This window comes from Bacillus sp. Marseille-Q1617 (assembly GCF_903645295.1).
In the GTDB taxonomy this organism is placed as follows: Bacteria; Bacillota; Bacilli; order Bacillales; family Bacillaceae_B; genus Rossellomorea.
This window is the reverse complement of record NZ_CAHJXM010000003.1, coordinates 517,945-544,574: the sequence shown is the minus strand read 5'-3', so window position 1 is coordinate 544,574 and position 26,630 is coordinate 517,945. Positions and strand designations below refer to the sequence as shown.

Sequence of the window (26,630 nt, the reverse complement as noted above, 5' to 3'; positions counted from 1 at the left end):
CCTGTAAGTTCACAGGCTTGTTCCGTCATTGCTGCTTGTCCACTTTATGATGTTCATATGATACCCAGTCGCTGTAGCTTCCGGCGTACAATTTCACATCATGGAATCCCGCTTCCAAGAGTGCGATGATGTTAGGTGTCGCAGTCACGCCTGAGCCGCAATACACAATGATGGGACTATTTCTGTCAAGGTTTGCAAATCGCTGATTCTGTACATCTGTATCCCGGAAGAATCCTTTGTGTATACACTGCGTCCAAGGAGCATTGATTGCTTTTGGGATATGTCCTGGAATCCGATCGATCGGCTCCTCCAGACCCAGAAAGCGTTCTTCACTGCGGGAATCGAGTAAAACCGCCTGGCTCTCTCCTTCTGATATGCGTTCCACTTCCCCTAAAGATGCGAGCATGTCTTCATTGAATGATGGGGTATAACTCTTTTCACCATATTCAGGAATAGATGCTTGAGTTTCGAATCCCCTTTCCTTCCAGGCTTTAAATCCACCGTTCAAGACAAACACATTCTCATGTCCCAAATATCGAAACAGCCACCAGCATCTGCTGGCAAAAGCACCTTCACCCTGATCGTAGGCGATGATAGCGGATTGATTGTCGATGCCTGCATTTTCAACTTTTCTGAGGAGGTTTTTCATATTGGGAAGGGGATGGCGGCCTCCGTGTTCTTTTACATGCCCGGATAAATCCTTTTCAAGGTCAAAATATACCGCGCCTGGAATATGCTCCTTCAAGTAAGATGTCTTACCGGCTGAAGGATCACCCAAAGAAAAACTGCAGTCGATCACTCTCACATTTCGATCGTTCAGATGCTTCTTTAACCAGTCCACACTTTTAATAAAACGCATTAAGATATCCCCCTCTTTTTCATCAAATCCTTTACCGTTTCCTTTGGATCCCAGCACGAAAATTGATACGAAGTTTTAGTTTCATAACCCAGGCGGGAACAAAAATAAGTGGTCTTTGAATTGTGACTGGATTTATCGGCCCGGATGTGGATGCAGGTGGCACAGCAGTGAAATGGATTGTCCGTCATCACGTTCACCCTCTCCTAAGGTATTAGATTGTTTCCTCTTCAAGCCATTTAAGTTCGCTGCGAAGTTTATCAATATCCTGCACGTTACTCAGCGCTTCGATGTTCGAATCGATTTGTTCAAAAGCTTGTGCTATTGCTTCTTCTTTTAATTTCATGAATTTCAGTTTAAGATTTTCTCCATTCCAGTCTTCCAACCTTTGTTTTTCATGTATTAAATATTCATCAGCAGGGTCATGGAGTTTCTTTTCCAGCTCCTCCTGAATTTCTTTTTTTCCACCCTTTTCAAGAAATTGTTTAGGATTCTTGAAAGTGGAAAAAGCGTCTTTAAATCGATCGAGATTGATATCCTTAAATGCCTGTTCAAACTCGATTGCTTCTTCAAATTTATAATCAGGCGAAGAAAGCATAATCTCTTCCTCCTTTTCTTGTATGGCTGCTTCCAATTCATCCCACAAGATCTGCAGCTGCTTTCCGATAAATTGCTGTATCCTCAAAGAAGTCGCTCTCAGTTCCTGGGATAAATCAAATCCGACACTTGTAATATATTCTTTCAATCCGCTTTGCAGCGCCTTGACAGCGTTCGGCTCATTCATAAATAGTCCTGAATGGAAAGCCTCTTTATAAAAATCAGAGAGCCTGAAGAAAACTCGTTGTTTCAAGTAATAGATCAACTCATCCAGTTCCTGTTGCACTTCAGCTTCCATGTTGTCTGATGTTCTTGCATCCAGTAATTCCTTCACTGCGGATTTCGCTTGCTTCAGCTCATGGATGCGGTGTTGTTTACTCCAATGGTCACTTGAAGCGGCTTCAATATAATTCTTGAACCGTTTGATGCCTTTCTCCCATTCATTTATGGCAGAATCCACACTCATGCTGACGAGTTCATGCCGTATGAAGGAATCGAATTCTTGTTTGAAGTTTTCCATGCCAGTTGATGGTTCCTCCTGTTTTTCCAGGGCCAGTAAGGACGAAACCCCGAAAATCCTCGGGAAGCGAATCCCATAGTGAATCAACTGACTTTGAACATATTCTATGACTTCATTCTTTTCTTCATCATTTTTGGCGAGATCGATGGCATTAACGATAAAAAACATTTTATCGAGTTCAAATGTATCTTTTACCCTTCCTAACTGAATGAGGAACTCACGATCTGCCTTTGCAAAAGCATGATTATAATAAGTTACAAAAAGAATGGCATCAGCATTTTTAATATACTCGAAGGCTACCCCTGTATGCCGGGCATTGATCGAATCGGCTCCTGGCGTATCAACCAATGTAATTCCTTTTCTCGTAACATCACAGTCATAGTACAAATCGATCGATTCAACAAAGCAGGATTTGGTTTCATCGGCAACATATCCCCGATAATCATCTAAGCTGACGGTGAGTTTTTCACCTAAGCAAAGTTTGAATTCATCAAACCCTTTATAGAATGCCGCTAAAAAAGTAAGATGTATTTTCTCTTTCGCATCCCCTTCCGCCTCGTCGAGAAGCTTCGGAATGATCTCCAACGCTTCTTCTACATTGGAAATACTTCTTTCAAAATAGGACAAGGAATGGGAAATGTCCTGAAATAACTGTTCTTCAGATTTAATTTGGACATCTGCTGTTTCATGATGATGCAGTTCTGTTACAGGCTTTATCCGGTTAATTGATGCGGTTGTAGGATTTGGGCTGACAGGCAATACCTTTTTTCCAAGAAGAGCATTGGCGAATGAAGACTTTCCTGCACTGAAAGCCCCGAATAACGCAATCGTGAATGTTTGATGGGCGAGCCTTTCCCTTTTACCATCCAATATCTGGGCTATTTTAGTGAATCCATGCAGGTTTTTAAACACGTGTGTCATTCTCTCGAGTCTGTCTATGGCACTTTCAACGGAAACCTGTGAATCATTATTCTCTCTTCCCCCGGGTGGTAATATCTCTTTTTCAACCAAGGTTACAAAGTCGGAAACTGTGTCGGCAGCCTGCATTTCGGATGCTTCAATGTACTGTTGATCCTTCTCATTCCACTGCTTTACCCATTTTTGAATCTTGTCTTCTTTCGTATTTGACTCTGCTGATTGACCGAGTTTCTCCATTTGCTGAAGCTTTTCTTCCTCCAGGAGCTTCCATTTATGCACATATACTGTTTTCTGACGAACAGCCTGCAGACTATCCAGAAGTTGTGTCTGTTTGCTTTCGGAAGAATTTTTAAGATGTTTTAAATTGCTTTCTAGTAATTCATTCGACTGCCTTCTGGCATTTTTCTTTAAATCTTCTGAAAGATTATCACAATACTGCAGTACGTAATCACCCGTTACCCTGGCTCCAGGCTTTATCAATCCAGTTAAATAATCCTCATCCACTTGCAGGGATAAATTTTCCCAGCCTTCCAGGAGAGCCGGAGAAGCTGCGTTGTTTTTCTTTAATAATGCTTTTCCCAGCGACTTCAGATGCCAATCGAGCTGAGTTTCGATTCTGCTGTTCACTTCTTGTTTGAAGATTTTTGCTCTTCGCATCTTTTCTTCTTCTGTCTTTTGCTTTGAAAACAGGAATCCGACTTTAAAGTCAGCCTGCTGGCTTTCTAGAAACTCCTTTGCAAGGTCTCTTGTCTCAAATGGCATTAAATAAGCATTCTTTAGGATGTTACTCCTTTCATCCTCAAAATCCTGCCGTAACTCGCTGCTGTCGTTTTCATTTAGTTCGTCAAGAATTTTTTCTTCTTCGAAAAGCAGACTGTCTTTATTTCTCCACTCTTCTTCTGATAGATGTTCTCGGCCTTCTTCCATGACATGCTGCTGCTGTTGTTCATACCAGCTTTTATGCTCATGTATGAGCTGAGACATAGCTGACCGGGCGGACGCTTCGATCAATGCCTCCTTTTCTGTCACCTGCTTCTTTATGAGTTCACGAAGGTCTTCAGCTTGATTATTCTCATCCTCCAAATCTTTGAGGCTTGTATAGAAAACCCCGTCCGGTACTACTCCCCAGGAAGCGAAGGATTCCCTCACACCTTCTTTGAAGTTCTCAAATGATAATTCCTCATCATGGTGCTTATCAATTTGATTCACCACAAGATACAACTTCACTCCATGACGCTTCAATTCTTTGGTGAATTGAAAGTTCACTTGCGATTGAACGTGATTATAATCCATTACATAGAAAACCGCATCCGCCAAATGGATAGCTGATTCCGTTGAAATCCTATGAGCGTCGTCCGTACTATCGACCCCTGGTGTATCCAGTACGGAAACCCCTTCAGGCAACGCCGTTTTACTTCTGCCTATTTCTACTGAGTAAACATCTTCCCCGTTCCTGCAGAATTCTTTAATCACCGTATATTCAAATGGTGCCTTGAAGTAAACCGGCTTTCCTGTATGATAATGAATTTTGGCATAATCCTCCCTGGACTGATGCACTTTTACCAGGTTCGCACTGGTAGGTATAGGGCTTGAGGGAAGAATTTCTTCTCCCATCAAGTAATTGATCATAGTCGATTTCCCTGCAGAAAAATGCCCGCAAAAAGCCAATATAAACTCTTTCCTGTATATTTTTTCTGCCAGTCTTTCTACTTTTCGGGAACGTTCTTCATCCCCCTTGTCTCGAAAAATGTCATCGTATCCTGCCAGCTGGTGAAGGATTGTATGTAAATAGGTGCTTTGTTGTTCAGTGCGGCTCATGTCTAAGATCCTTTCTGTTCCAAAAAATGATAACGCTTTTATTTTATCTTATTTAATGGGAATTCTCTATGGTTTGATATTATCTTTGAAAATCATCACTTTATCATATTCATTTTCTTGGAATTGGAGAGTAGGTTAAATACCGCTTTTGATTTCCGTGCAAGACTGCGCTTTCCGCGGGCGGCTGTTAGCTTCCTCGACTTAAATGCCTGCGGGGTCCTACCCAGATCGCTTTTGACACGATAATGAAACGGGCAAAAAAAAAGCCTCCTTCGATGAAAGGAGACTATCTTGTTGATTCTGTTGGTATAAGATTGGATGATACAAAAGATTGGGCACTGGTTTTAGTAGAAGCAATTTTCTGAACCGGCTGTCGGTCCTTCATAACATTCGACAAGACGTACTTCATTATAAAGCCATATGTAACCACAGTCAGCAAAATCAGAAACCAAACCATTTCATTCCCCACCTTTAATTCACTATATTTGGACGTGCAATTGAGAATAATTTTCATGTTCAATTACATCGTATCAAAAACGATAATCATTTTCAATAAATAATTTCATTTTTCTTTCTTTAGTGTTCCGATCCAGCCCGGCGTCTCACGTTCATAATCCGTTTCACTCCTCAGTGCCTGTTCTTCCACCGGTATTCTGGTGAATAGAATCAATTGGTTGAGCAGCGCAAAAATGATCAGCGTCCAATAGGCATTAAATAGTAGTGGGATAACGGCTAACTCCAAAGTAACGATGAGATAATTAGGGTGCCTGAAGAGTTTATAGGGCCCTGTCGACACTACTTCGGTATTTGGCAGGACGATAATCTTAGTATTCCAGTACTTGCCGAGGGAGGATATGACCCATATCCTCCCGGCTTGAGTGAGAATAAATCCAGCAAGCAGGTACTTCCACAGAGGATGAAGGCCCGAATGAAAAACCCCTCCTTCTATTAATAACGAAACAAAAAAAGCAAAGTGAATCATTACCATCGTACGATAATGACCTTGACCAAACTCCTTGGCTCCCCTGCTTTTCATCCACCTTTCATTTTTCCGTGCAATCACCAATTCGACTGCGCGCTGAATGACCAGTATGGTAAAGAAAAGAAGAAAGAATGTCATCATTCCCACCTCATCAATACTAATTCAGAGCTGAACCCCGGTCCTAAAGCCGTTCCAAGGCCAATATCACCTTTTTGGCACTGCTCATTCAGGAATTTCTTAAGCACGTAAAAAATAGTCACCGAGGACATATTGCCGAATTCCCTCAGCACCTTCATTGAGTGTTCTGTCATGTTGTCGTCGAATCCCAAGGCCTCCTGATACGCCTCAATCACTTTCTTACCACCTGGATGTGCCACGAAATGGTTAATATCTTCCATTCTTATTCCCTTTGAATGGATAAATTCTTCCACATTGGGCCTAAGCCAATTTTTCACAAGGGTGGGGATGTCTTTGGAGAAAACAACATAAAGACCTTCATTTTTAATATTCCAGCCCATCACATCCAGAGAGTCCCTTAAAGTCGTGGATTGTGTAGCAAATATCGAGGGAATCGGGCTGCTTATATCTTTGATCGTTTGGCTGTCATCCCCACATACAAGGGTACATGCCACCCCGTCAGCAAATAATGAAGTCCCGACTAAATTACTCTTGGAACGGTCACCGTGCTGAAATGTCAATGAACATAACTCGATTGAGAGGATTAATACATTTGATTGTGGAAACGCCAGGCAGTATTCATACGCACGGGATAACCCTGCAGCCCCTCCGGCACATCCCAGACCCCATATTGGGATCCGCTTGACATGGGAAGGGAACGGCAGGACATTCATGATCCTCGCTTCAATGCTCGGTGTCGAGAGGCCTGTAGTGCAAATAGTAAATATCGCTTCAATCTCTTCAAACTTAACATGATTGTTCTTCAAACATTGTTCGATCGCCCTGCTTCCCATTTCTACAGCATGATGGATGAACAGATCGTTTTTTTCCTGAAAAGAATGTGAAGTAGAAAACCACTCAAGATCATTCACAAAATATCTGCTCTCTATTTCTCCATTTTCAAATATGGGAAGCAGACGATCTATATCCTTAAAACTTTCCGAAAACAGATTCCGTGCAAATTCTGCTGCATCAGATTGTGTGATTTTATACGGCGGAATTTCTGTTTCCACAGCTAGTATTTTAGGCATTCCAATCATTCTCCTTATCAATTTTCCATGTAAGGATAGCTTTACCAAAATGTGAAAGAACATGTATGATTTTACTACACCCACTGTGATCGTGGCATGGCTTATATCTCGATCCTCCAGCCGCCGAAGCTTCTCATAATAAAAAGCGGACAATTTCATTGCCCGCTTTTTTACACATATTTCTGATCAAAAGCCTTGAATCGTCATGCCCCCATCGACAAACAACGTCTGGCCGGTTACATAGCTGCCCGCTTCCGATGATAAGAACACTGCCGGACCTACCAACTCCTCCAGTTCCCCTATTCTTTTTAATGGAGTGACTGATAATATGTCGTCTACATACTCCTGATTCCCCAGGAGCTCTGTAGTCAGAGGGGTTTTAAAATACCAGGGCCCTATGCTGTTGACATTTATATTGTACTTTCCCCATTCAAAAGCTAAAACCTTTGTCATCTGGATCATCGCGGCTTTTGTCGCTGCATAAACAACCCCTGTCCTTAACGCCACATGGCCGGCAACAGAAGCGATATTGATGATTTTCCCATTCCCGTGCTCTTTCATGTGATTTCCGATTTCCTGACTCATCATGAACGCTGATTTCAAATTGGTGTCCATGATTTTCTTCCATTCTTCATCTGTCACTTCAAATGCATTCGATCTAATGTTCATTCCTGCGTTATTTATTAATATATCGATTGTCAAACCTTGTTCGATTATGTATTGTACAGCCCGTTGAATTTCCTCTCTGGATGTTACATCGGTGGGCAGGATATAAGCACGCCTCCCCAATTCATGTATGCTGGCGGCCGTTTCTTCCAAGTCCGCTCTCGTACGGGATAATAAGACGACGTCCGCCCCTGCTTCTGCCAGTCCAATACTTAAAGCCCGTCCTATACCGCGGCCCGCCCCGGTGATGACAGCCGTTTTATCTTTTAGAGAAAAAGAAGGTAAATACATTCCACACACTCCTGTCATTTTAAAAATCTTCTATATTTTATCATAATTCCTTCAAATAACCTTCAAATATCCTTAGAAACTATTCCTTTTTGCCCGGTTGAGTTTGAACTTGAATATGAATCTTTGATTCAGCCAGTTGACCGCAGAAAGAACATCTTCTTTTCTCATTGTATATTTGACAGCACTTTACACAGTAATATTTCTCCACATTTTCTGCCTCCTGACAACCTTTTAACTACAGTTTATGCAGCACTTTATTTGTGGGAACGGGAGATTTCTCCTCTTTTTCTGAGCAAAGCTCTCCCGCTTTTCTATACTGTGACGAACTTCACATTTATTTCACAATTACCCGCATTAAGTGTGACATTTATCACAGATGGACCTCTGCTCTAGGAATTATGATTAGGTTAATCCAGAATATCACCTGAAAAGGTGAAAGGAGTGAGCATTATGGCAAATCCTGAATTGAACAAAAAAACTCAAACCAAGGTGGAAGATTCGTCTTCCCTGAAAGGGACTTTCACTTCCGTATTACTGCTTGGAGGGTTCCTGGTCATTTCGTGGGTTGGGGTATTTTTACTATTCATTAATCGTTTTTAAGGAAGAAGGAGTGATTGAACATGCACATGCATCGTTATGAAAAATGGTGGTTGACTCTCGGAACCGGCTCTCTTATTATCTTTTTAATTATTTTAGGGATCAGTGCTTTTCATCAAGGTCATCAGCCTCCGAGTGCGAAGGCTTACATTAACCCCGAACAGGTAGATAAGATTGCACCTTTCGATCAGCCCGGACTCAAAAAAGTGGAAGGCAAGGAATGGGATTACGAACTCGTGCTTGTGGCTTCCACCTTCTTATATAATCCAGGCGAAGTCGAAGTGCCTAAAGGATCCACGTTGAAAATTATCGCTACAACCAAAGACGTAATTCATGGATTTGAAGTAGCAGGCACGAATATAAATATGATGCTGGAACCAGGCTACATCAGTGAATATACAACAACATTGGATAAGACCGGCGAATTTTTAGTGGTATGCAATGAATACTGCGGTGTCGGTCATCATACGATGAAATCCATGATTAAGGTGGTGGACTGAAATGTCTGAACGTTTTATCAAAATCGACCGAAAAGATGGAAAGTTGGCAATGGCTCATATTTATGTAGGGTTCATCGCCTTGGCGCTTGGAGGACTGGCAGGATTACTTCAAGTAATGGTTCGTTCAGGAAGTTTTACTTTACCTGCAGGAATCGGCTATTATCAAGTACTTACCGTTCATGGGGTATTACTTGGACTTGTATTGACTACATTCTTTATTTTAGGCTTTCAACATGCAGCCATTTCCAGAACATCAGGGACTTATTCACCTACTTCAAGGTTATTCGGCTGGCTCGGCTTCTGGGTAATGCTGCTTGGGACTGTGATGGCAGCAGTCATGATACTGCTGAACGAAGCGACTGTACTCTATACATTTTATGCACCGCTTAAGGCGCATTGGATCTTCTATCTCGGATTGACCTTCGTAGTGGTCGGCAGCTGGTTAGGCGGAGCAGGTATGATCATGAAATATGTACAATGGCGAAAGCAGCATCCCGGTGAGTCCAGTCCGCTCCTTACATTCATGGCCATAATCAATATGGTATTGTGGATCGTTGCTACTTTAGGAGTCGCAGGCACGGTTTTATTCCAGCTTCTCCCATGGTCACTCGGTCTGGTTGAAAGAGTTGACGTCCTTATCAGCAGGACTTTATTCTGGTATTTCGGCCACCCGCTTGTTTACTTCTGGTTATTGCCGGCCTATATGGCATGGTATGTCATCATCCCTAAGATCATCGGAGGAAAGATTTTCTCTGATTCACTTGCAAGATTATCATTTGTATTGTTCCTATTATTCTCGATCCCTGTCGGCTTTCACCACCAGCTGGTAGAACCGGGTATCGATGCTTTTTGGAAGTTTTTACAAGTAGTTCTTACATTTATGGTTGTTATACCTTCCTTGATGACTGCTTTCTCTTTGTTTGCAACCTTTGAGATGTATGGTCGTTCAAAAGGTGGTTCCGGACTATTTGGATGGTTCAAGAAGCTTCCTTGGGGCGACGCCAGATTTACAGTGCCTTTTATAGGAATGGTGGCTTTTATTCCTGCAGGGGCTGGTGGTCTGATCAATGCTTCCAATCAAATGAACCAGGTCGTCCACAATACCATTTGGGTTACCGGCCATTTCCACTTAACACTGGCAACTTCAGTGGTGTTGACATTCTTTGGAATTTCTTATTGGCTTGTCCCTCACTTGACAGGCCGCGTCTTGACAAAAGCAATGAATAAAATGGCCATCGTGCAGGCCATCGTATGGTCAGTGGGAATGGGTATCATGTCCGGTGCTATGCATGCAGTCGGTTTATTAGGCGCTCCAAGACGTTCTTCCTTCTCTACTTATGGAGATGCACCACAGGCGCTTGATTGGATTCCTTATCAGGTTGCACAGGCAATCGGTGGTACGATACTCTTTATCGGGATCATTCTCGTCTTATACATCTTCATTAACCTGGCATTCTTTGCACCGAAAGGAGAAGAGGAATTCCCGATTGGTGAAGTAGCAGAGGGCGCGGAAAAAACACCGATGGTTCTTGAGAATTGGAAAATTTGGCTCACAGTCCTCGCCGCTCTCATCCTTGTAGCTTATACAGTACCATTCATGGATATGTTCCAGAATGGCCCTCCGCCTTCAAAAGGGTTCAGGGTATGGTAGAAAAATAAATAAGACCGCTTCTTCATCTAATGGAGAAGCGGTCTTTCTATTATTAAAGTGAATATACTTTCGAATATTTGTCGATTAAATAATCTGCCAGATGGGAAGCGTTCAACCCTTCCCCGGTCACCTCTTTCAAGATCTCAAGCGGCTTCTTCATCTTGCCCCATTTATGCACATGGTCAGTCAACCATTCTTTAATAAGGGTAAGATCGCCTTTTTCCAGTAAATCTTCAAAATCCGGAATGTCTTTTTGCATTGCTTTTCTAAACTGGGCAGCATACATATATCCGAGTGCATAAGAAGGGAAGTACCCAAAGCTTCCGCCTGCCCAATGAACATCTTGAAGGACGCCTTCACCGTCATGGGATGGTTTGGTCCCAAGATATTCTTCATATTTTTGATTCCAGATTCGAGGGAGATCTTTCACCTCTATTTCATTGTTGAATAAACCTTTTTCAATCTCATAGCGAATGATGATATGCAAAGCATAGGTTAATTCATCTGCTTCGATCCTGATCAATGACGGTTTTGACTCATTGATGGCTTTATAGAATTCATCAATATCCACTGAATCGAACTGCCCGTCAGCGTATTGTTTAAGCAGATCATAATTTTGTTTCCAAAAAGAATAATTTCTTCCTACAAAGTTTTCATAAAATAATGACTGGGATTCGTGTATCCCCATTGACGTTCCTGAGCATAAAGGAGTGCCGGTCAAGTCTTGCGAGATGTTCTGTTCATATAGGGCGTGTCCCCCTTCATGAATCGTCCCGAACACAGCCGTTCTCCAATCACTTTCATCGTACTTGGTTGTTACCCTTACATCCCCCGGGTTTAATCCGATCGCAAATGGATGAACGGTTTCATCCAGCCTTCCCGAGTTGAAATCATATCCCATCTGCCCCAGTATCTTCATACTGAATTCCTTTTGTTTATCCTTAGGGAAATGTTCGAAAAGAAAATCAGTATGAGGTTTATTTTCAGATTCTGAAATCTTATGTACTAACGGTACGATTTTGTCTCTCAATTCGCCGAATACCCTGTCCAGAACTTCAACCGTGACACCCGGTTCATACATATCAAGAAGCGTATCATATTTATTGTTATCATATCCCCAATAATCAATGAATCGCTTCGTATAGGAGACGAGTTTTTCCAAATAAGGCTGAAACATTTCAAAATCACTTTTGGACTTTGCTTCTTCCCAGACACTTTCTGCTTTTGATTGCAGCACAACGTATTCCCTGTATTCAGAAGCCGGTATCTTTTTGTTACGGTCATATTCCTTTTGACATTCTTCAAGCAATTTTTGTGTCCGTTCATCAAGCTCATCTTTCTCAGGTGAAAGTTTGGCAAGGTAAGCTGCCATTTCATTGGAAGTGGACATGGCGAATAACTCGGATGAAAGCATTCCGATAACTTCTGAGCGCTGTTCCACTCCATTTTTCGGAGCACCTGTCCTTAAATCCCAAAACATCAATCCAAGCGCTTCATTATACGCAGTCATTTTTTTAGCATAGTCTACAAAACTGTCTCTCATTTCTACTAATTCTTCTCTCATCTTTAAGCCCCCTTATCAAACATCTTTATTATTTTATCATATTTTTCTGACAAATACTTCAATAATGGATCACAAAAAAGAGCCGCCTTTTCAGACGACTCCTTTCAGCTCAGACCTTCATTGTATCCACTTGGACAGGAAGAATTGATTTTAAATGTTCACTGTATGCAGATTCTTGTTCATTTAATAATATGTGTACCTGGCCATGATCTTCATTTGTTCGGATCAACCGTCCGATGCCCTGTCTCATACGAAGCAGCATATAAGGGATATCAACTTCCTTGATTGAATCCTCCGCATGCTTTCGTTTTGCATCAAATACAGGGTCCTTTGGAGGGAAAGGAAGTGATACGATCACTACCTGAGTAAGGGATTCCCCAGGAATATCAAGCCCTTCCCATAAATGATAAGAGCATAATACTGACGAATGATCATTCTGAAATTCCTCAACTGTATGACTGATTTCTTTATCCCCTTCAAAAATGACTTTCCATTCTTGATCGGAATTGTTCTGTTTGAATTTCCTGAACTCATTCATTTCTTCTTTTGAAGAAAATAATAATAGAGACTTCCCTTTATTTTGCTTCAATTGTTCCCAAGCATATTGGAATTTCGCCTCATACCCTGAAAAGTTCTCAGGTACAAACACTTTCATCATTTCGTCGTAATCGTATGGGGACTCCACTGAGAATTTCTCGAACTTCTCAATTCCAAGTGATTGTGCTACGTATGAAAAATCCCGGTTATAGGATAACGTAGCAGATGAAAAGATGAACGGAATATTTTGGGAAAATACTTTTGTTCGAAGGATTTCTTCCACCAGTCTCGGCATGACGACGAAAGTATGCTCGTCCTTGGATGCCTCGAGCCAGTATATCCCTTTTTTATCTTCGAGGAATAGTTTTAACGAATACTGAATCTGCTCTAAGTATTCCTCCACTACCTTCAATAAATAGTCATCCATTACATACATTTCTGATTCGAACACAAGTTCATTCAAAAGGTTTTCAATGCTGTCTGTCAGTAACCTTCCCTGTTCCAATACCGCGGAAGAACGATTGATGTACTGACGAATCGTCCCGCTTTCAGACCTCGCTTCTTTCTCTAATAACTCAAACCACTTTTCATTCGCGAGCATAATATCTTCTATCTGATAAAGTGTCGTTTCCCTCATGTCAGAGGCCGATAATCTTTCGAGAAGTCCTTCCAATGTTTCCATTCTCATGCGGTAAGTCATCGCCTTCTGGGAGGCAAACTCCAATAAATGCCCTTCATCAAAGACGACCGAACTCGCTTCCGGTAAAAGCGGCAGCTGTCCTTCCCTTTTACGGGAGTCCTTCGTCCAAATATGTTCCATGTAAAAGTCATGGGAGCATACGATCAGGTCAGCAGAGTTCCGATAATGTTCCCGGTGGAGAGTCTGACCGCAGCGGTGACGGTAAACGCAGGACATGCAATCCTGCAGCGAGTCCCAGCCGATTTCAGTCCACTCATCATCCGGCAAATAAGCATACTCCTTACGATCACCGTAATGGGTGAATCTGTTCATTGAATTGGTTTCATGAACGAAAGCAGGGAGCCCTTTCCAGATTTCATGGAAGCTTTCGTTCATCGGCAGCTTTTCCTCCAGCTTTTTAATACAAAGATATTGTTCTCTTGACTTGGCTAACCTTACATCTATTTCCAATTCAAGTGCCTGCTCAAGCTTTTGAATATCACCGTCTTTTTTGACAAGCTGCTCAATCAGTGTTTCATCTGCACATGCGATGATGGCAGGCTTTCCTGTATATCGGGCATAGGACAATGCATACAATAGATAAACCAGCGTCTTACCTGTTCCGACGCCGGCTTCGGCGAACATCACTTGTTTTTGTTTGTACGCCTGATTTAATTGAAATGCCATAAATACTTGCTCATCCCGAAGATCGAACCCCTTTTCGGGTAAGATATCGTAAAATACATCCCCTACCCAATCTGAAAGAGCTTCGTAAAAAGATTGATCTTTTGATAAATTGAAGGGTAATTTCCTTTTCATTTTGACCTCCTGCATCCCGCTATACTGTTAATCTATTAATTCACAAGAAAATCTCTCTTCCTGAACCAATATTTCCGAACAAAAAAAAGAAACACTCTATACAAAGGGGATATTGCCATTTGTATGGAGTGTCCCTGATTTTTAATCGAATATTCTATTTTGTCTGAGCAGTTCATATTGAAATGCTTTGTTCAAATTGACCTTCGCATTCATCAGGCTTTCATGTATGGATTCAGTACCAGCATCATCAATGGAAATGGATGATAAGGAACCTTCCAATGCCTGATAAATTTTTTGATAATCCGTAAGAGAATGTTCCATCCCCTTTTCACTCCCCTGAAAATGATAGCACTATTATACGCAGGAAGAGATGAATTTATTCTATTTATCGTCTAAATTGTTGCTGTTATGATTCATTCTTATCTTTTCTGGGAGGACGGGGTCCCCAATACTGATAATAATCAGTGCGGATAAACCCATTAAATAGCTTACGCTTCTTTGTAGCAGGTTTACCGTAAAACTGTTCGAAATCTTCATGGGATGTCAGCATATACACAGACCATGTATCCAGCTTTTCGAATGCCTGTCCCATTTCTTTATACATCTTTTCAACCTCTGGGCGGTCACCCAGTCTTTCCCCATATGGAGGATTACCTACGACCACTCCGAACTCAAGGTCCGTAACGAAATCCTTCACTTGCATCTGCTTGAACTTCACCAGGTCCCCCAGTCCGGCCTCGAGTGCATTTTCCTTAGAAACGTTCACCATCCTGTGGTCTATATCAGTCCCGAATATTTCAAGCGGCTGGTCATAATTCGCAAGATCTTCGGCTTCCATACGTGCTTTATCCCAGATATCATCCGAAATGAAGGACCAGTTTTCTGATAAAAATTCCCTATTGAAACCAGGAGCAATATTTTGTCCGATCAAGGCTGCTTCTATGGGGATGGTACCAGAACCGCAGAAAGGATCGAGGAAAGGGCGGTCGGGATTCCAGGTCGTCAATTTGATAAGGGCTGCTGCAAGGGTTTCCTTAAGTGGAGCCTCGCCTTGTCCGATTCTGTAGCCCCTTTTGTGAAGGCCCTGCCCGCTTGTATCCAATGTGATACTGGCTGTGTCTTTATGGAGGGCCACTTCAATTTTATACAGTGGGCCAGTCTCATCCAGCCAAGAGGTACGATTATACGCTTTCCTAACTCTTTCTACTATCGCTTTCTTTACGATCGCTTGACAATCAGGGACGCTGTAAAGTTTTGATTTTACAGACTTCCCTTGTACAGGAAATTCAGCATCTACCGTCAAGTAATTTTCCCAGGGAAGTTTTTTGGTGTTTTCAAACAATTCATCAAAGGAATAAGCCTTGAATTCCCCTACCAGGATCTTGATACGGTCAGCAGTACGAAGCCACAAATTCGCTCGTGCAATAGCGGTTTCGTCACCCTTGAATATGACCTTTCCATTTTCCACTTGGCATTCATATCCCAAGTCCTTCACTTCTCTTGCCACGATTGCCTCAAGTCCCATGGCTGCAGTGGCAATCAATGTATATGTACCCATCTAAAACACCTCGTCCGTCTCTATTCTCTACCTTATTATTATAATCAAATTTATGTTATTAATAGGCCGTTTTCTCAAATAGTATTGTTTCCGTCTTTTTTACTAAAGACCCTTTAAGTAATATCAAAAATAAAAAGGACTGATACCAAAGGTAATGTATTACCTGAATGTATCAGTCACTTGGGTTTGTAGGCAAAAAATAATTGTCTTCTCCAGAAATAGCGCTCTGTAAGCCATGTTTTGTACCTTTGTACTACAAGCGACTTTTCATCTCGTACTCAGGTGGTAATCATCTATCTACAAAGGAAATACCTTTGTCCCTTTCTTCGTTCGTTTCCTCCAAAAGGGTTCCCCTACCAAATTTGGGTTTCTCGCTCGTGGGGTTTACCTCGTTCCACTCCTGCCATTTCTAACAGGACTCCGTCACTGTGGCACTTTCAAGGTAGTCATACCATATCCCGGAGGACTTAGGTATTTTCCCTGCCGTCAACTCAGGAACCTGAGCTGCCCTAGCTTATGAATTGGCTAGGCACGAACACTACGGGCATCTCAGCACCGTGCGAGCATGGACTTTCCTCTACAGCAGTAAGCTGCAGCGATTACCCAAACGCTATTAAGGATCAGCAATTACTAATTATAAAGTAATATCTTATTCATTTCAACTGGAAATAAGTGTCATTAAAGACACGATCATCAATCGTACAGCTTATTTCCAAACACATGTTTTTCAAGATTCGATAATCGTTTAAGAATATCGAAATTGGTTGTACCGGATGCTTGAGGCTGGGCTGCAGGACGCTTGCTGGCACCTTCAACCTGTTTCTTCAAGCGCAGGTTTTCTTGTTGAAGTTCTTCTATTTCCTGATGAAAGGTTTCATAGTCTTTGATAATCAAATCAAGGAATTTGTCTACATCTTCAGGCTTGTAGCCTCTCATTCCGCTTTTGAATTCTTTTTCCAGAATATCTTTAGCTGTTAATTTCACTTTATCTGAGATCATCGCATTCACCTCTATATTTATCTTTTTCATTTTTTCAAATTACCTTCATTTTGTCAAATGATTTTAATGTAAGCATGAATTCTATATTGTAAATACGCTTTTTCATCATTCTATCCGCTAATCATTTCTCCATTGTTCCTCTTCCACTACCCATTGTAAATCATTAAAGGATATTGCCCTGATTTCAAAGTGAGGATTATTCTCCCGGTACTTTCTTGCTTCCTGATAAAAGTATTTTGGAGAACCTTCCTTTTCTTCGTCGTATAAAATCACAAGATATTGACTCTTATTAAGAAATAAAAGATTTCGGTTTTTAAACTGCTGAGGACTTTTATAAGGTTCTTTCGACACGGAATCCACAAAATCTGCCTGGGCAAGAATCATTTCGTAGTATTCTTTGTTGTTTTCGTTCCAGTTTTCCTCCTGGTGGAGAAACGGAGTGAGTACTGCGAGCTTAAGTTCAGGATATTCCTCCTGAAGTTCAAAAACCACTTCAGCCCCCCATAATTCAACACCAAGCTGTCCGCTGATCGTTACCCATTCCAGGTCTTCTTCCAGAAGAGAAATCAGTTCTTTTTTCAATGCCTGTTTTATGTAATGAATGGCTTTATCGTCTTGTTTGAATATTCCCAGCTCAAAGGACTTATAACCTGTTAAGCATGCAACCTTGCTCAAAAAGCAAAACTCCTTTGCTAAGGGCATCTATAGTCTGCCCTATTCTTTACATAACTATTGTAGCACATTTTCATCGAACGTTCTTTTCTATAATATGAACTGCAGCGTTCAGGTTCTATTCGAGAATAAAATTCGCGGTTACGGCATTCGATGCATACCACTTACGCTTAAAGTCAAATAAGAAGGTGACTCCAATAGATTTCCTCCACTTCATCAAGCTTTATTTCACAATGATTGATGAAGAAAGCGTTCTTGAAGAATCTTGAAGTCACCCGGTATTTCATTCCTGAGCTATATCCACTCTAATTAGTAAAGTCCGAAAGGCGGACGTGGACGCGGTCCAAATCCTGGTCCTCCAGGTCCACCAGGGCCAAATCCTGGTCCACCAGCACCGCCAGGACCACCGCCGCAGTTAAACTGCTGGTTTGTCACACTGTCGACTGCTGATTGAGTTTGAGGGAAGTAGTGTTTATGCTGGTATTGGATGTTGTTTACAGTAGTTGTATGCTGAGGGTGGATATGCGGCACCTCATAGGTCGTGAAAGTCTGGTTCACACAATTTTTTGCAGGGTGCATTACTGCCGGAAGCACTTTATTGGGTCTTGGTCTACAAAACATAGTCATGTTCTCCTTTCATCATGTTATTGATACATTAATAGCCTATGAAAGGGGGGGAGAACATGTACTAATTAAAATACCTATTTTTGATTTGGAGAATGGAATCGATTGTTGGAAAGGTCAATCCCTTACTCTCATTACATGAAGCTATATAAAGTTTCAGAGTAATTTGAAAAGATAAACGCCGTTAAACCAATGACGACAAAGAATAATATTAAGATCGCACGGTTCATTTTCATCATCCTATCTAAATATAAATAATTTCCACACAATTATTCATTTTACATCTACTTGTGAAAATTCTCAATATATAAATAAGAAGAATGAACCATAAAATTACGATATTTTACTAGATTCAAGAAAGTGCTTCAAATCATGTTAATTTCTTCCTGACCTCTTTGTACTCACTCGATTGATCCGGGCAAAAAGCTGTTCGAGCGCTTTGTCCTTTTTAGACTGACTCATTTCTATTTTATTTAAAAGCTCTTCTAGTTCGAGGCATTTGTCCATTGCTTTATCATAGTCTTTATGTTTATGTTCATAGATTTTCGCCAATTCTTCAAGAACCACCAACTTAATCTTGAAGGGACAATCATCGCCTATCCCTTCCCATAGGGCTGCTGCCTTATCGAATTCCTTCTCTTTTTTATACCGGAAAGCAAGATGATGTACAGATTCATAATGCTGAATGCCTCTATCATTCACAATATATTCAAAGCGTTCTTTTGCCATTTTTCCATTCCCAGTATATTCAAGCCACCTGCCAGCTTCGAACCTTTCCTGCTCTGTGGAAGAATTCGTCATTTCCAGCAGTTGATAGGTTAGATGGGTGTATAAAGTGATCAATGAAAGGATATCCAGCTCATTATGTTCCATCACCCTTAAAATGCCTTCGGGATCCCTTCTCTCTATGAAATCGAAATAAATCATCGGTGCAAGATACCCGGGTACATCATCCACCCTTTCAACATCGAGGACTTTTCTTTCAACGTTAACCAATTTCACTGACTCCATTTTATGTTTAAAAAGTCTTCTGGATCCATGAAATAAATCAAAATGTCCAAAGGACGGGAGCTTCGGTACATGCTCTTTGATGAGTGTATGTCTGGTTTTGACCTGCGGCCAGTCAAATGCTTTACCGTTATATGTTACAAGCGTATTATAATCAACAGTCTTCAAGAAACTGTGGTAGAGCGGAATTTCGCTTCCAGGTTGCGGAAGGAAATGCTGAGTGACGACCACTTCATCTCCCGCAATCCTGCCATGCCCCAGCAAAAAAATCGTATTTCCGACTCCCCCTCCGAGTCCCGTTGTCTCTGTATCAAAGAAAAACAGGTCCTCGGGCGAAAGTCCCCTGGATGACAATGGATGAGTGCCGTTAAACTCCTGCCACGCTTCAACTGATTTTAACAGATCTTTAAATTTATATTTGCCGTGCTGATGGTGAAGGGGGTATCTTTTTTCCCTTACCAAGCAATAATCATCATCGACAAAGTAAGTCGTGGTACCATGTTCTTTCCAGGTTTCTTTATAGGGGAGGTCTGTGTTCGCAATATCAATCGATTTCACCGTATCCATTTCCTTATCTTGTTCTTCCCTTACAATGTGTTTTTTCATTCTGTTTAGTTTGTTTTTAAGAGACACTTTCTCCCTCCTCCCTTCCACCATGGAATAAAGCAAGCAGTTTTAATGTATCCGCTTTTGCCGTTTTCATGGAATGTTCCGTTCCGATGCATGAAGGACAACCTGTCTGACACGGACAGCTTTCAATCAACTTTCGTGCTTCAGAAAGAACTTGTTCAATTTGCTCATATACTTTTTCACTTAAGCCTATTCCGCCAGGATACCTGTCATAAATAAAGATGGTAGGTTTATCATTATGTGCCGCTTTCACCTGAGGCACGACAAAAATATCGCTGGGGTCGCACATCACATAAAGAGGAATGATGGACTTTAAGCTTTGAGCAGCTCCGATCAACCCTTCTTCCAGACGTTCTTGTGTGAAAGAAGAACTGTCACTTAAAGATATCCAGCTGGAATTGGTATGAAGCTCTTCCTCAGGGAGATGGATCGGGCCAGAGCCGATATTTTCGTGCGTATCAAACTTGATTTTCTTAAAAATCGTGGCCATTGCCTGGACAGTAACATCACCATAAGCGATTTCGCAAGAGCCTGTACTCCGTTCCTTGTCCGTCTCCAGGACACGAAGCTGAACAGCCAAATTGGCATCGGTAAAGTAATCAACATCCACTTCCCGGACGAAAGCTTTCTTTTCTTCCCAGTCCAACATCTCCACTTGATATTGAATTCCCTGATGTAAATAGATGGCTTCATCGTGCAGCAGGGTCATGGCAGAAAACCGATCCATTTCCCCGATGACTTTTACAGCCGCAATATCTGTTTGATCGATGATGATCACATTTTCCTGTGAGGCGGAACGAAGGCTGATATTATGAGCAGGAAACACATCATTCATCCAGTACCATTTATCTCCATTCTTATGAAGAAGCTTCTCTTCTGCCAAGAATTCAAGAATATCCTCCACCTCATGAGAACCGAATTGTTCCCCGTCTTTGAAAGGAAGTTCATAAGCAGCGCATTTGAGATGATCAATCAGGATTATCAAATTATCAGGATTGATCCTTGCCGTTTCGGGTGTTTGATCAAAGAAGTAGTCAGGGTGATCGATGATGAATTGATCCAGTGGACTGGAACTTGCCACCATGATCACAAGTGATTCACCATGTCTCCTGCCGGCTCTCCCTGCCTGCTGCCATGCACTTGCAATAGTTCCCGGGTAACCCGTCATGATACAAACCTGCAGCTGGCCGATATCCACACCCAGTTCAAGTGCATTGGTGCTGACGACCCCGTAAATCTCTCCTGAACGCAGCCCTTTCTCAATTTCACGTCTCTGGGTAGGAAGGTACCCGCCCCTGTAACCGCGGATTGATTTAGCACCTAATTGACCCTTTACCAACTCTTGTAAATATGTGAGGATGATCTCCACTCTTACCCGGCTGCGGGCGAACACGATGGTTTGGATCCTATTCCTTAACAGCTCACCCGCAATCCTCCTCACTTCCAGTGTTGCACTTCTTCTTATGTTCAAGGGTTTATTTACGATTGGCGGATTGTAGAAAACAAAGTGCTTTTTGGCGCTCGGGGCACCATTATTATCAATTAGTTCCATCTTCGATCCTGTAAGTTGTTCTGATAATTCTTTAGGGTTGGCAATGGTTGCCGATGTACAAATGAATACAGGAGACGCACCATAAAACTCGCATATTCTTTTTAGCCTCCTGATAACATTGCTCACATGTGATCCAAATACCCCTCTGTAAATATGAAGTTCATCGATGATCACGTACTTCAGGTTTTCAAATAATGAAACCCATTTAGTATGATGAGGGAGGATAGCGGAGTGCAGCATATCCGGATTGGTGATCACGATGTGTCCAGCTTTTCTGACCTTTTGCCTGATATTAGCGGATGTATCTCCATCGTATGTATAACTGTTGATGGAAGCACCAGCCTCAGAGATTATTTCATTCAGCTCACTTTTCTGGTCCTGTGCAAGAGCTTTCGTCGGAAAGATATACAGAGCCCTGGCATTTGGATCCTTCATGATCGTTTGGAGGACTGGGAGGTTATAGCACAATGTTTTACCGGAAGCAGTAGGTGTCACAGCCGTAAAGCTCTTTCCTTTCACTGCATGCTGGAATGCATCGTGCTGATGGCTGTACAGCTTTTCGATTCCTCTTCCTCTCAGAGCTTTTTTTATCCGTTTGTCGATCTCTTCCGGAATATCTGTGTACGCTGCAGGTTTTTCATCTATTGTATGCCAATGTATAATTTGTTTATTGAATTGTTCGTCTTTCTTGAATTGCTCGATTAATTCCTGAAGGTTATTCTTCCTGAACATCTTCTTCACCTCTATGAACATTTTATCGAATCTATGTTCGAATGTAAAAATAAAAAAATCCGGCGAGTGCTTCGCCGGAAAATCATTTTCATCCGATTTTAAACACCGCAGTTGATTTCCGTGCAAGACTTCGCTTTCCGCGGGTGACCCGTGAGCCTCCTCGGCAAGCCTGCGGGGTCTCACTTCGGCCACTTCTCCCGCAGGAGTCTTCGTCTTGCACTCCAATCAACTGCTGGAACGGATTAAAGATAATCTTTATTTGGAATTAATAAATTCCTTCAGGGTATAAGCAATCTGTTCAGGTTCTTCAAATAATCCCATGTGGCCTGATTGTGTGAGAACTTTGGTATGTGTATGGGACGATTCTTCTTGAAAGACTTTTTCTTTCGGGATGATCTGGTCATGTTCGCCCGCTACAAGCAGTACGGGGATGCTGCTGTTTTTTACTATATCGGAACGATCTGTTCTGTTTCTCATTGCCTTAAGGGTTTCAATGGCTCCGATCGGGCTGGTTTCATATCCAATATCTTTCGTTAACTGGATTTCATCAGTCAGGTCATCCATCTTGTCAGGATTGAACAATTTTGGCGCCAGGTCATTTACAAATGTGTTGATTCCGTCTTCTTTGATTACCTCAATCGATTTTAATCGATTTTCCTTTGCTTCATCACTATCAGCAAGAGTTGTGGAATGAATGAGCCCAAACCCCTTTAATTTCTCTCCATATAATTCCGCAGCGGCAAGCGTCACATATCCCCCTAAAGAATGACCAAATAGATAGACATTATCCAACTGCTTTTGATCCATAAAATAATGAATGTCTTTTGCCAAGTCTTCAATACTGAATGCAGAATCGATTATCCCCGACTGGCCATGGCCCCTAAGGTCGATCGTGATGACCCGGGAGGAATCCAGTAGAGGAACTACTTCCTGCCAATAAGCAGAGCTCCCGCAAAATCCATGAAGAAGTATGACTGTCTCTTCCCCTTCACCGCGATCTTGAAAGGCTAAATCAAATCCTCCTACATGCTGCTTTTCCATAACCTTTTCCCCCTTTGTGCATTTTCCTTATATTTTTCCTCCCCCACACGTTTTTAAACAAAAGTGAGATAGGCACAATTGCATGAAAGCGTTCATACATTATTATGAAAAGATCTGCCGTGAAAGGAGATACCACTATGAACAGTCATTTTTCAAATGACCCATCCAAGAAAAAAGGTTTTGGTGACCTGATGCAGTCAATGAATGAATTCTTTCATGAAAAGCCGATGCGGGGGATGCTTCAGAGTATTGATGATTTTTTTACATCTGCGTCCAATCCTTTCAATTCTTTCCCCGTCGACTTTAAGGAACTTGATGATTATTATCTGATAACCTCCGAACTTCCCGGTGTTAAAAAAGAACAAATAAATTTGGAGGTATTCCCTAACTTTGTCACCATTACCATCACGAATATGGAACTCTATTCAGAGGAAAACGAAAAGAAACAAATAATCAGAAAAAAACAATCGATGAACAGGAGCAGCCGTACTATTCCATTTCCAACCACGGTAAATGAAAAAGATGTAAAAGCTTCCTATAAAGATGGCTTATTACAAATAAAAGTCGAAAAACAATCCGGCAGGAAAATCAGCATTGAGTAATGCTATGAAATCAAGAATCATATTCATCCTCATATCAAAAAGAGCAGCCTGATGCAATCAGCTGCTCTTTTTATTCTGGGTTCACTATATCTTAAACATTCCTCCGAGCCCTTTTACGAGTGAAGAGACTTGATTGACTGCACCCATCATCTGTCCTGCCGTGTTCATCACTTTATTGAAATCAAATGAGCCATCCTGGGATTTGAATGAGTTCATGATCGTTCCCATTCCGGAGTTTGAAGGTTTTGCCATGAAAGATGCTTTCGGGTAAGGATTCGCGTATGCCTGCTGCTGCATTGCCTTCATTTGATAAGGGTTATACTCTTCATGCTGAAGAGGATTTTCAAAATATGGATTCGTATAACCTGCTTGGTTCATTTGGACGTTAGGGCGCACGGGTTCGGTTGAATAATGGGGAGGCGGAGAATAATACTGACCTCCCCCCTGCATTTGATAATTGCCCATCTGACCCATATTATGATTGGCCGGGTACGGAAATGGATAAGGATAATAATTTTGATAGCGCTGACGATATCGATGTGAATTCATACTAAGCCCCCTTACATTATTGCGGTTACTACACAGTATGAAACACTGGGCCATAAGGTGAAAGCACCCCACATTTGTTTTCGACAAAATCTCAAAAAATGTCGGAAGTTACACTATTCTAATAACTTAAAGAAAAGGCTTTCTATGTTAGGATAATGATAAAGGTTGCCTGCCTTACCATTAAATTACTGGGAGGAATGAGTATGAACTTTAGTGAATTGTTAAAGAAGTACGAAAATCAAAAGCAGTACCGGACATCCGATGGGCTGGAGCTTCTTACGCTGACAAAGAAACTATATATTTCAAATGAAATTTCTCTGCAAAACTATAAAGAACTTGTAAGGCAAATCGATTTGAGCTGCGACCGTGCAGTTCCCACATTATAACAAATAAATCATACTGAAGGGCTTCCCGCGGGAAGCCCTTTATTTACTCCGTTAACTCATCAAGTATGTTGTTCAGCACGTAGCGAACAGATTGATGATGACTGATAAAGCGGTTATAACTGGACTCAGGAAAGAAGCAGTGAACCGAAAGCATTTCAATATTATCGTATGTATTCATGACTTGCGGTAAGTGAAGATGTTTTGGACGATCTGTTTTGATCCATTCAAGAGAAAGCTCTCTCCACTTGTCATTCATTTCTTTGACTTTATCTGCAAACGGTTTTACTTCACTATAGAAGTCACCTTTTTCACCGGTTTCCCGTCTTTGTTTATATTCGGTCATCATGTTATCGAGCAACGCCGACAACTCTTCAGTCACATATATTAACTGTTCCATATTAAACCTCCAGGCAGGGTGAGACAAAAATAAAAAGTAGCAAAGCTGCTACTTATAATAGTAAGTTTATGATGTCTTATATGATAATTCAAGCTTTTGAGCAACAAATGAATGTTCCCTTCTAGTTATGAAAGTTTCTGCCCTGCTTTCCACTGTAGATAGTTTCCCCTCAAGTTCTTCAATTTTTTCAGCCAGTTTCGATTCTTCAACTTTTTCCTCCATTGAAATTCGATCATACACACTCTGCTCAAGCTGATTTAAACTTTCTTCAATTTCGGCTAGTTTTAACATTATATCTTGTTTTGGAAGCATGCTTCTTCCTCCCGGCTTTTTTGGATTTACATAGGTATTCTGCTTTAATGAGCCTTTCCCTTCCCTCTTGACAAAACTAGTAGCGATTCGTCAAAGAAAGTGCATTTAGGACAACCGTCCTATTATTTTTCGACAGTTGAATAAAACTAGTCAAAGCTCAAATAATAACAGCGGAGGTGTTCTTATGAAAACTCAAAATAACAAAAACAAAAAACAGCCTGCTGAATCCAATCAGCATCAAACAAAAGCCTCTAAAGGCAACCCTAAACTTGAAGGGGAAAACAGACCTTCGACGTAAGAAGGTTCGAGCCCTTTCAAACGAAGAGAACTGCCGGTCCTAATGGCCGGCAGTTCTTTCTTTATTCACAAACAGCGACTTCAGATGCGCAACCCTCTTCATTTGACCTTGTTTGCGGAAGAACCATTTTGTCATAAGGGGTTCCTTAGGCAGTCCGGGTGTACTATACCATTTCTTCTTCACCCTGGCGGCTCTTGACCAGTCTTCTGACATCTCCCAATGGTGCTCAACTTTGTCATACACACTCGTGAGCGAGGGGGTATTCGTCCTTGCCAGTCCAGGAGCACAAAAACTCTCATAATCCCTTCTAGATCCAGTCGGCCTTATATTCAGAGCAAAATCATAAAATAATGGATAATATTCGTTATGAAACAAAATCCGATATAGAATGTTTCCCAATTTGATACGGTCATCCACATTACGGAAATCGTGCACACTTGCCCCGATGAGATCGCCCTTTCTGGTTGGAAACACCACTGAACAAAAATGGAGATGATCTTCAATAAAGAACAGACCTGACCGGAACACCTTATTCTTATAAACCGGATGCTCGATCACCGGCTTCTGAATCAGGTTCTGCTCATTTATAATTTGCGATTGAACCAATTTCCCCTCATCCCTGTGCTCCCAGAATTGCTCCCATATTTCCTGCATAAATTCAGAAACATGAAAATCCTTTAAAAGATGAAACATTTTATCCTCATTTAACGTCGAATAATGATAGATAAGGAGTTGAGGAAAAGCATCCTGAAATATTGCCCAATTTGCTCTTTCATAGGTCATGAACAGATTCTTTCTTGTCTCGGGGGTTAACAGGCTCCTAAATGTTTCACCTTCTAAATCAGTCATATTCCAGCCTGCGTTTCTTGAAACCATCGATGCAAGAAACGACCACCTGATCTCAGGATGAAGAAGATAAAAACGTTGATAAGCGGCAGTTCTTGTAATATTATCCTGATTGTGATGACTTACAATACGGCGCAGGAAATCAATCCACTCGTGTTTACGTTTAAATTCTGTAATATAGGGTAAAAAGCGATAGGTATTAGTGAATTCATCCATTTAAT

24 protein-coding genes and 1 other RNA gene are annotated in these 26,630 nt (G+C 41.5%); 5 read left to right on the top strand and 20 right to left on the bottom strand.

The annotated features are described in order from the left end of the window. Positions 1–25: 25 nt before the first annotated feature. The 5 genes from HWX64_RS20000 to HWX64_RS19980 form a co-directional block, all read right to left on the bottom strand. Positions 26–859, bottom strand: coding sequence for a sulfurtransferase (locus HWX64_RS20000; RefSeq protein ID WP_175991262.1), 834 nt, complete (start codon positions 857–859; stop codon positions 26–28). Positions 860–1,070: 211 nt separating this feature from the next. Then, complete coding sequence (locus HWX64_RS19995) at positions 1,071–4,709, bottom strand: dynamin family protein (protein ID WP_175991261.1); 3,639 nt, start codon at positions 4,707–4,709, stop codon at positions 1,071–1,073. 562 nt (positions 4,710–5,271) lie between these two features. Then, positions 5,272–5,829 carry an isoprenylcysteine carboxyl methyltransferase family protein gene (locus HWX64_RS19990; protein ID WP_175991616.1) on the bottom strand — a complete coding sequence of 186 codons (558 nt, stop codon included), beginning with the start codon at positions 5,827–5,829 and terminating at the stop codon, positions 5,272–5,274. Continuing rightward, positions 5,829–6,899 carry a type III polyketide synthase gene (locus HWX64_RS19985; protein WP_175991260.1) on the bottom strand — a complete coding sequence of 357 codons (1,071 nt, stop codon included), beginning with the start codon at positions 6,897–6,899 and terminating at the stop codon, positions 5,829–5,831. Before HWX64_RS19985 ends, HWX64_RS19990 begins: the two co-directional genes overlap by 1 nt. A 186-nt stretch (positions 6,900–7,085) precedes the next feature. Next, on the bottom strand, positions 7,086–7,856 hold the full coding sequence (locus HWX64_RS19980) for an SDR family NAD(P)-dependent oxidoreductase (RefSeq protein ID WP_175991259.1): 771 nt from the start codon (positions 7,854–7,856) through the stop codon (positions 7,086–7,088). Between the two features lie 450 nt (positions 7,857–8,306). Between HWX64_RS19980 and HWX64_RS19975 the strand changes: the two genes are divergently transcribed. From HWX64_RS19975 to HWX64_RS19965, 3 genes are read left to right on the top strand one after another with little or no spacing between them, the layout of a single operon-like run. Next, entirely contained in the window at positions 8,307–8,456 is a 150-nt protein-coding gene (locus HWX64_RS19975; protein WP_175991258.1) for a cytochrome c oxidase subunit 2A, read from the top strand. A gap of 20 nt (positions 8,457–8,476) precedes the next feature. Beyond that, positions 8,477–8,953: a cytochrome c oxidase subunit II gene (locus tag HWX64_RS19970; RefSeq protein ID WP_175991257.1), complete on the top strand. Its 477-nt coding sequence runs from the start codon at positions 8,477–8,479 to the stop codon at positions 8,951–8,953. 1 nt (position 8,954) lies between these two features. Next, positions 8,955–10,604, top strand: coding sequence for a b(o/a)3-type cytochrome-c oxidase subunit 1 (locus HWX64_RS19965; protein ID WP_175991256.1), 1,650 nt, complete (start codon positions 8,955–8,957; stop codon positions 10,602–10,604). A 52-nt stretch (positions 10,605–10,656) separates the two neighbouring features. Here HWX64_RS19965 and HWX64_RS19960 read toward each other — a convergent pair whose 3' ends face one another. From HWX64_RS19960 to HWX64_RS19910, 11 genes are all read right to left on the bottom strand, one after another. After that, a complete protein-coding gene (locus HWX64_RS19960; protein WP_175991255.1) occupies positions 10,657–12,168 on the bottom strand; it encodes a carboxypeptidase M32 in 1,512 nt (503 codons plus the stop codon). A gap of 109 nt (positions 12,169–12,277) precedes the next feature. Continuing rightward, complete coding sequence (locus HWX64_RS19955) at positions 12,278–14,203, bottom strand: ATP-dependent DNA helicase (protein WP_175991254.1); 1,926 nt, start codon at positions 14,201–14,203, stop codon at positions 12,278–12,280. Between the two features lie 141 nt (positions 14,204–14,344). After that, complete coding sequence (locus HWX64_RS19950) at positions 14,345–14,524, bottom strand: hypothetical protein (RefSeq protein WP_175991253.1); 180 nt, start codon at positions 14,522–14,524, stop codon at positions 14,345–14,347. Between the two features lie 85 nt (positions 14,525–14,609). Next, the gene (locus HWX64_RS19945) at positions 14,610–15,761 is read right to left on the bottom strand and encodes a class I SAM-dependent RNA methyltransferase (protein ID WP_175991252.1); all 1,152 of its coding nucleotides are present in this window, start codon (positions 15,759–15,761) and stop codon (positions 14,610–14,612) included. A 224-nt stretch (positions 15,762–15,985) separates the two neighbouring features. Further along, positions 15,986–16,372, bottom strand: an RNA gene (rnpB, locus tag HWX64_RS19940) — RNase P RNA component class B. Between the two features lie 82 nt (positions 16,373–16,454). After that, a complete protein-coding gene (gene gpsB / locus HWX64_RS19935) occupies positions 16,455–16,760 on the bottom strand; it encodes a cell division regulator GpsB (protein WP_175991615.1) in 306 nt (101 codons plus the stop codon). Positions 16,761–16,877: 117 nt separating this feature from the next. Then, entirely contained in the window at positions 16,878–17,435 is a 558-nt protein-coding gene (locus HWX64_RS19930; protein WP_175991251.1) for a DUF1273 domain-containing protein, read from the bottom strand. Between the two features lie 306 nt (positions 17,436–17,741). After that, entirely contained in the window at positions 17,742–18,053 is a 312-nt protein-coding gene (locus HWX64_RS19925; protein ID WP_175991250.1) for a CotD family spore coat protein, read from the bottom strand. A gap of 378 nt (positions 18,054–18,431) precedes the next feature. Further along, positions 18,432–19,697 (bottom strand): ribonuclease H-like domain-containing protein, encoded by a 1,266-nt coding sequence (locus HWX64_RS19920; RefSeq protein WP_175991249.1) that lies wholly within the window; start codon positions 19,695–19,697, stop codon positions 18,432–18,434. Continuing rightward, positions 19,687–21,978, bottom strand: coding sequence for a DEAD/DEAH box helicase (locus HWX64_RS19915; protein ID WP_175991614.1), 2,292 nt, complete (start codon positions 21,976–21,978; stop codon positions 19,687–19,689). The genes HWX64_RS19920 and HWX64_RS19915 overlap by 11 nt, the downstream gene beginning before the upstream one ends. 255 nt (positions 21,979–22,233) lie before the next feature. After that, positions 22,234–23,019: an alpha/beta fold hydrolase gene (locus HWX64_RS19910; protein WP_175991248.1), complete on the bottom strand. Its 786-nt coding sequence runs from the start codon at positions 23,017–23,019 to the stop codon at positions 22,234–22,236. Between the two features lie 137 nt (positions 23,020–23,156). Between HWX64_RS19910 and HWX64_RS19905 the strand changes: the two genes are divergently transcribed. Continuing rightward, positions 23,157–23,621 (top strand): Hsp20/alpha crystallin family protein, encoded by a 465-nt coding sequence (locus tag HWX64_RS19905; protein ID WP_175991247.1) that lies wholly within the window; start codon positions 23,157–23,159, stop codon positions 23,619–23,621. 84 nt (positions 23,622–23,705) lie between these two features. Here HWX64_RS19905 and HWX64_RS19900 read toward each other — a convergent pair whose 3' ends face one another. Further along, complete coding sequence (locus HWX64_RS19900; RefSeq protein WP_254871217.1) at positions 23,706–24,170, bottom strand: YppG family protein; 465 nt, start codon at positions 24,168–24,170, stop codon at positions 23,706–23,708. 203 nt (positions 24,171–24,373) lie between these two features. On the opposite strand from HWX64_RS19900, the gene yppF reads away from it, so the two are divergent. Further along, on the top strand, positions 24,374–24,556 hold the full coding sequence (gene yppF / locus HWX64_RS19895; RefSeq protein WP_175991246.1) for a YppF family protein: 183 nt from the start codon (positions 24,374–24,376) through the stop codon (positions 24,554–24,556). Between the two features lie 43 nt (positions 24,557–24,599). Here yppF and HWX64_RS19890 read toward each other — a convergent pair whose 3' ends face one another. The 3 genes from HWX64_RS19890 to HWX64_RS19880 form a co-directional block, all read right to left on the bottom strand. After that, a complete protein-coding gene (locus HWX64_RS19890) occupies positions 24,600–24,953 on the bottom strand; it encodes a YppE family protein (RefSeq protein ID WP_175991245.1) in 354 nt (117 codons plus the stop codon). Positions 24,954–25,019: 66 nt separating this feature from the next. Continuing rightward, on the bottom strand, positions 25,020–25,265 hold the full coding sequence (locus tag HWX64_RS19885; RefSeq protein ID WP_175991244.1) for a hypothetical protein: 246 nt from the start codon (positions 25,263–25,265) through the stop codon (positions 25,020–25,022). 337 nt (positions 25,266–25,602) lie between these two features. Next, on the bottom strand, positions 25,603–26,625 hold the full coding sequence (locus tag HWX64_RS19880) for a DUF2515 family protein (protein WP_175991243.1): 1,023 nt from the start codon (positions 26,623–26,625) through the stop codon (positions 25,603–25,605). Positions 26,626–26,630: the final 5 nt, after the last annotated feature.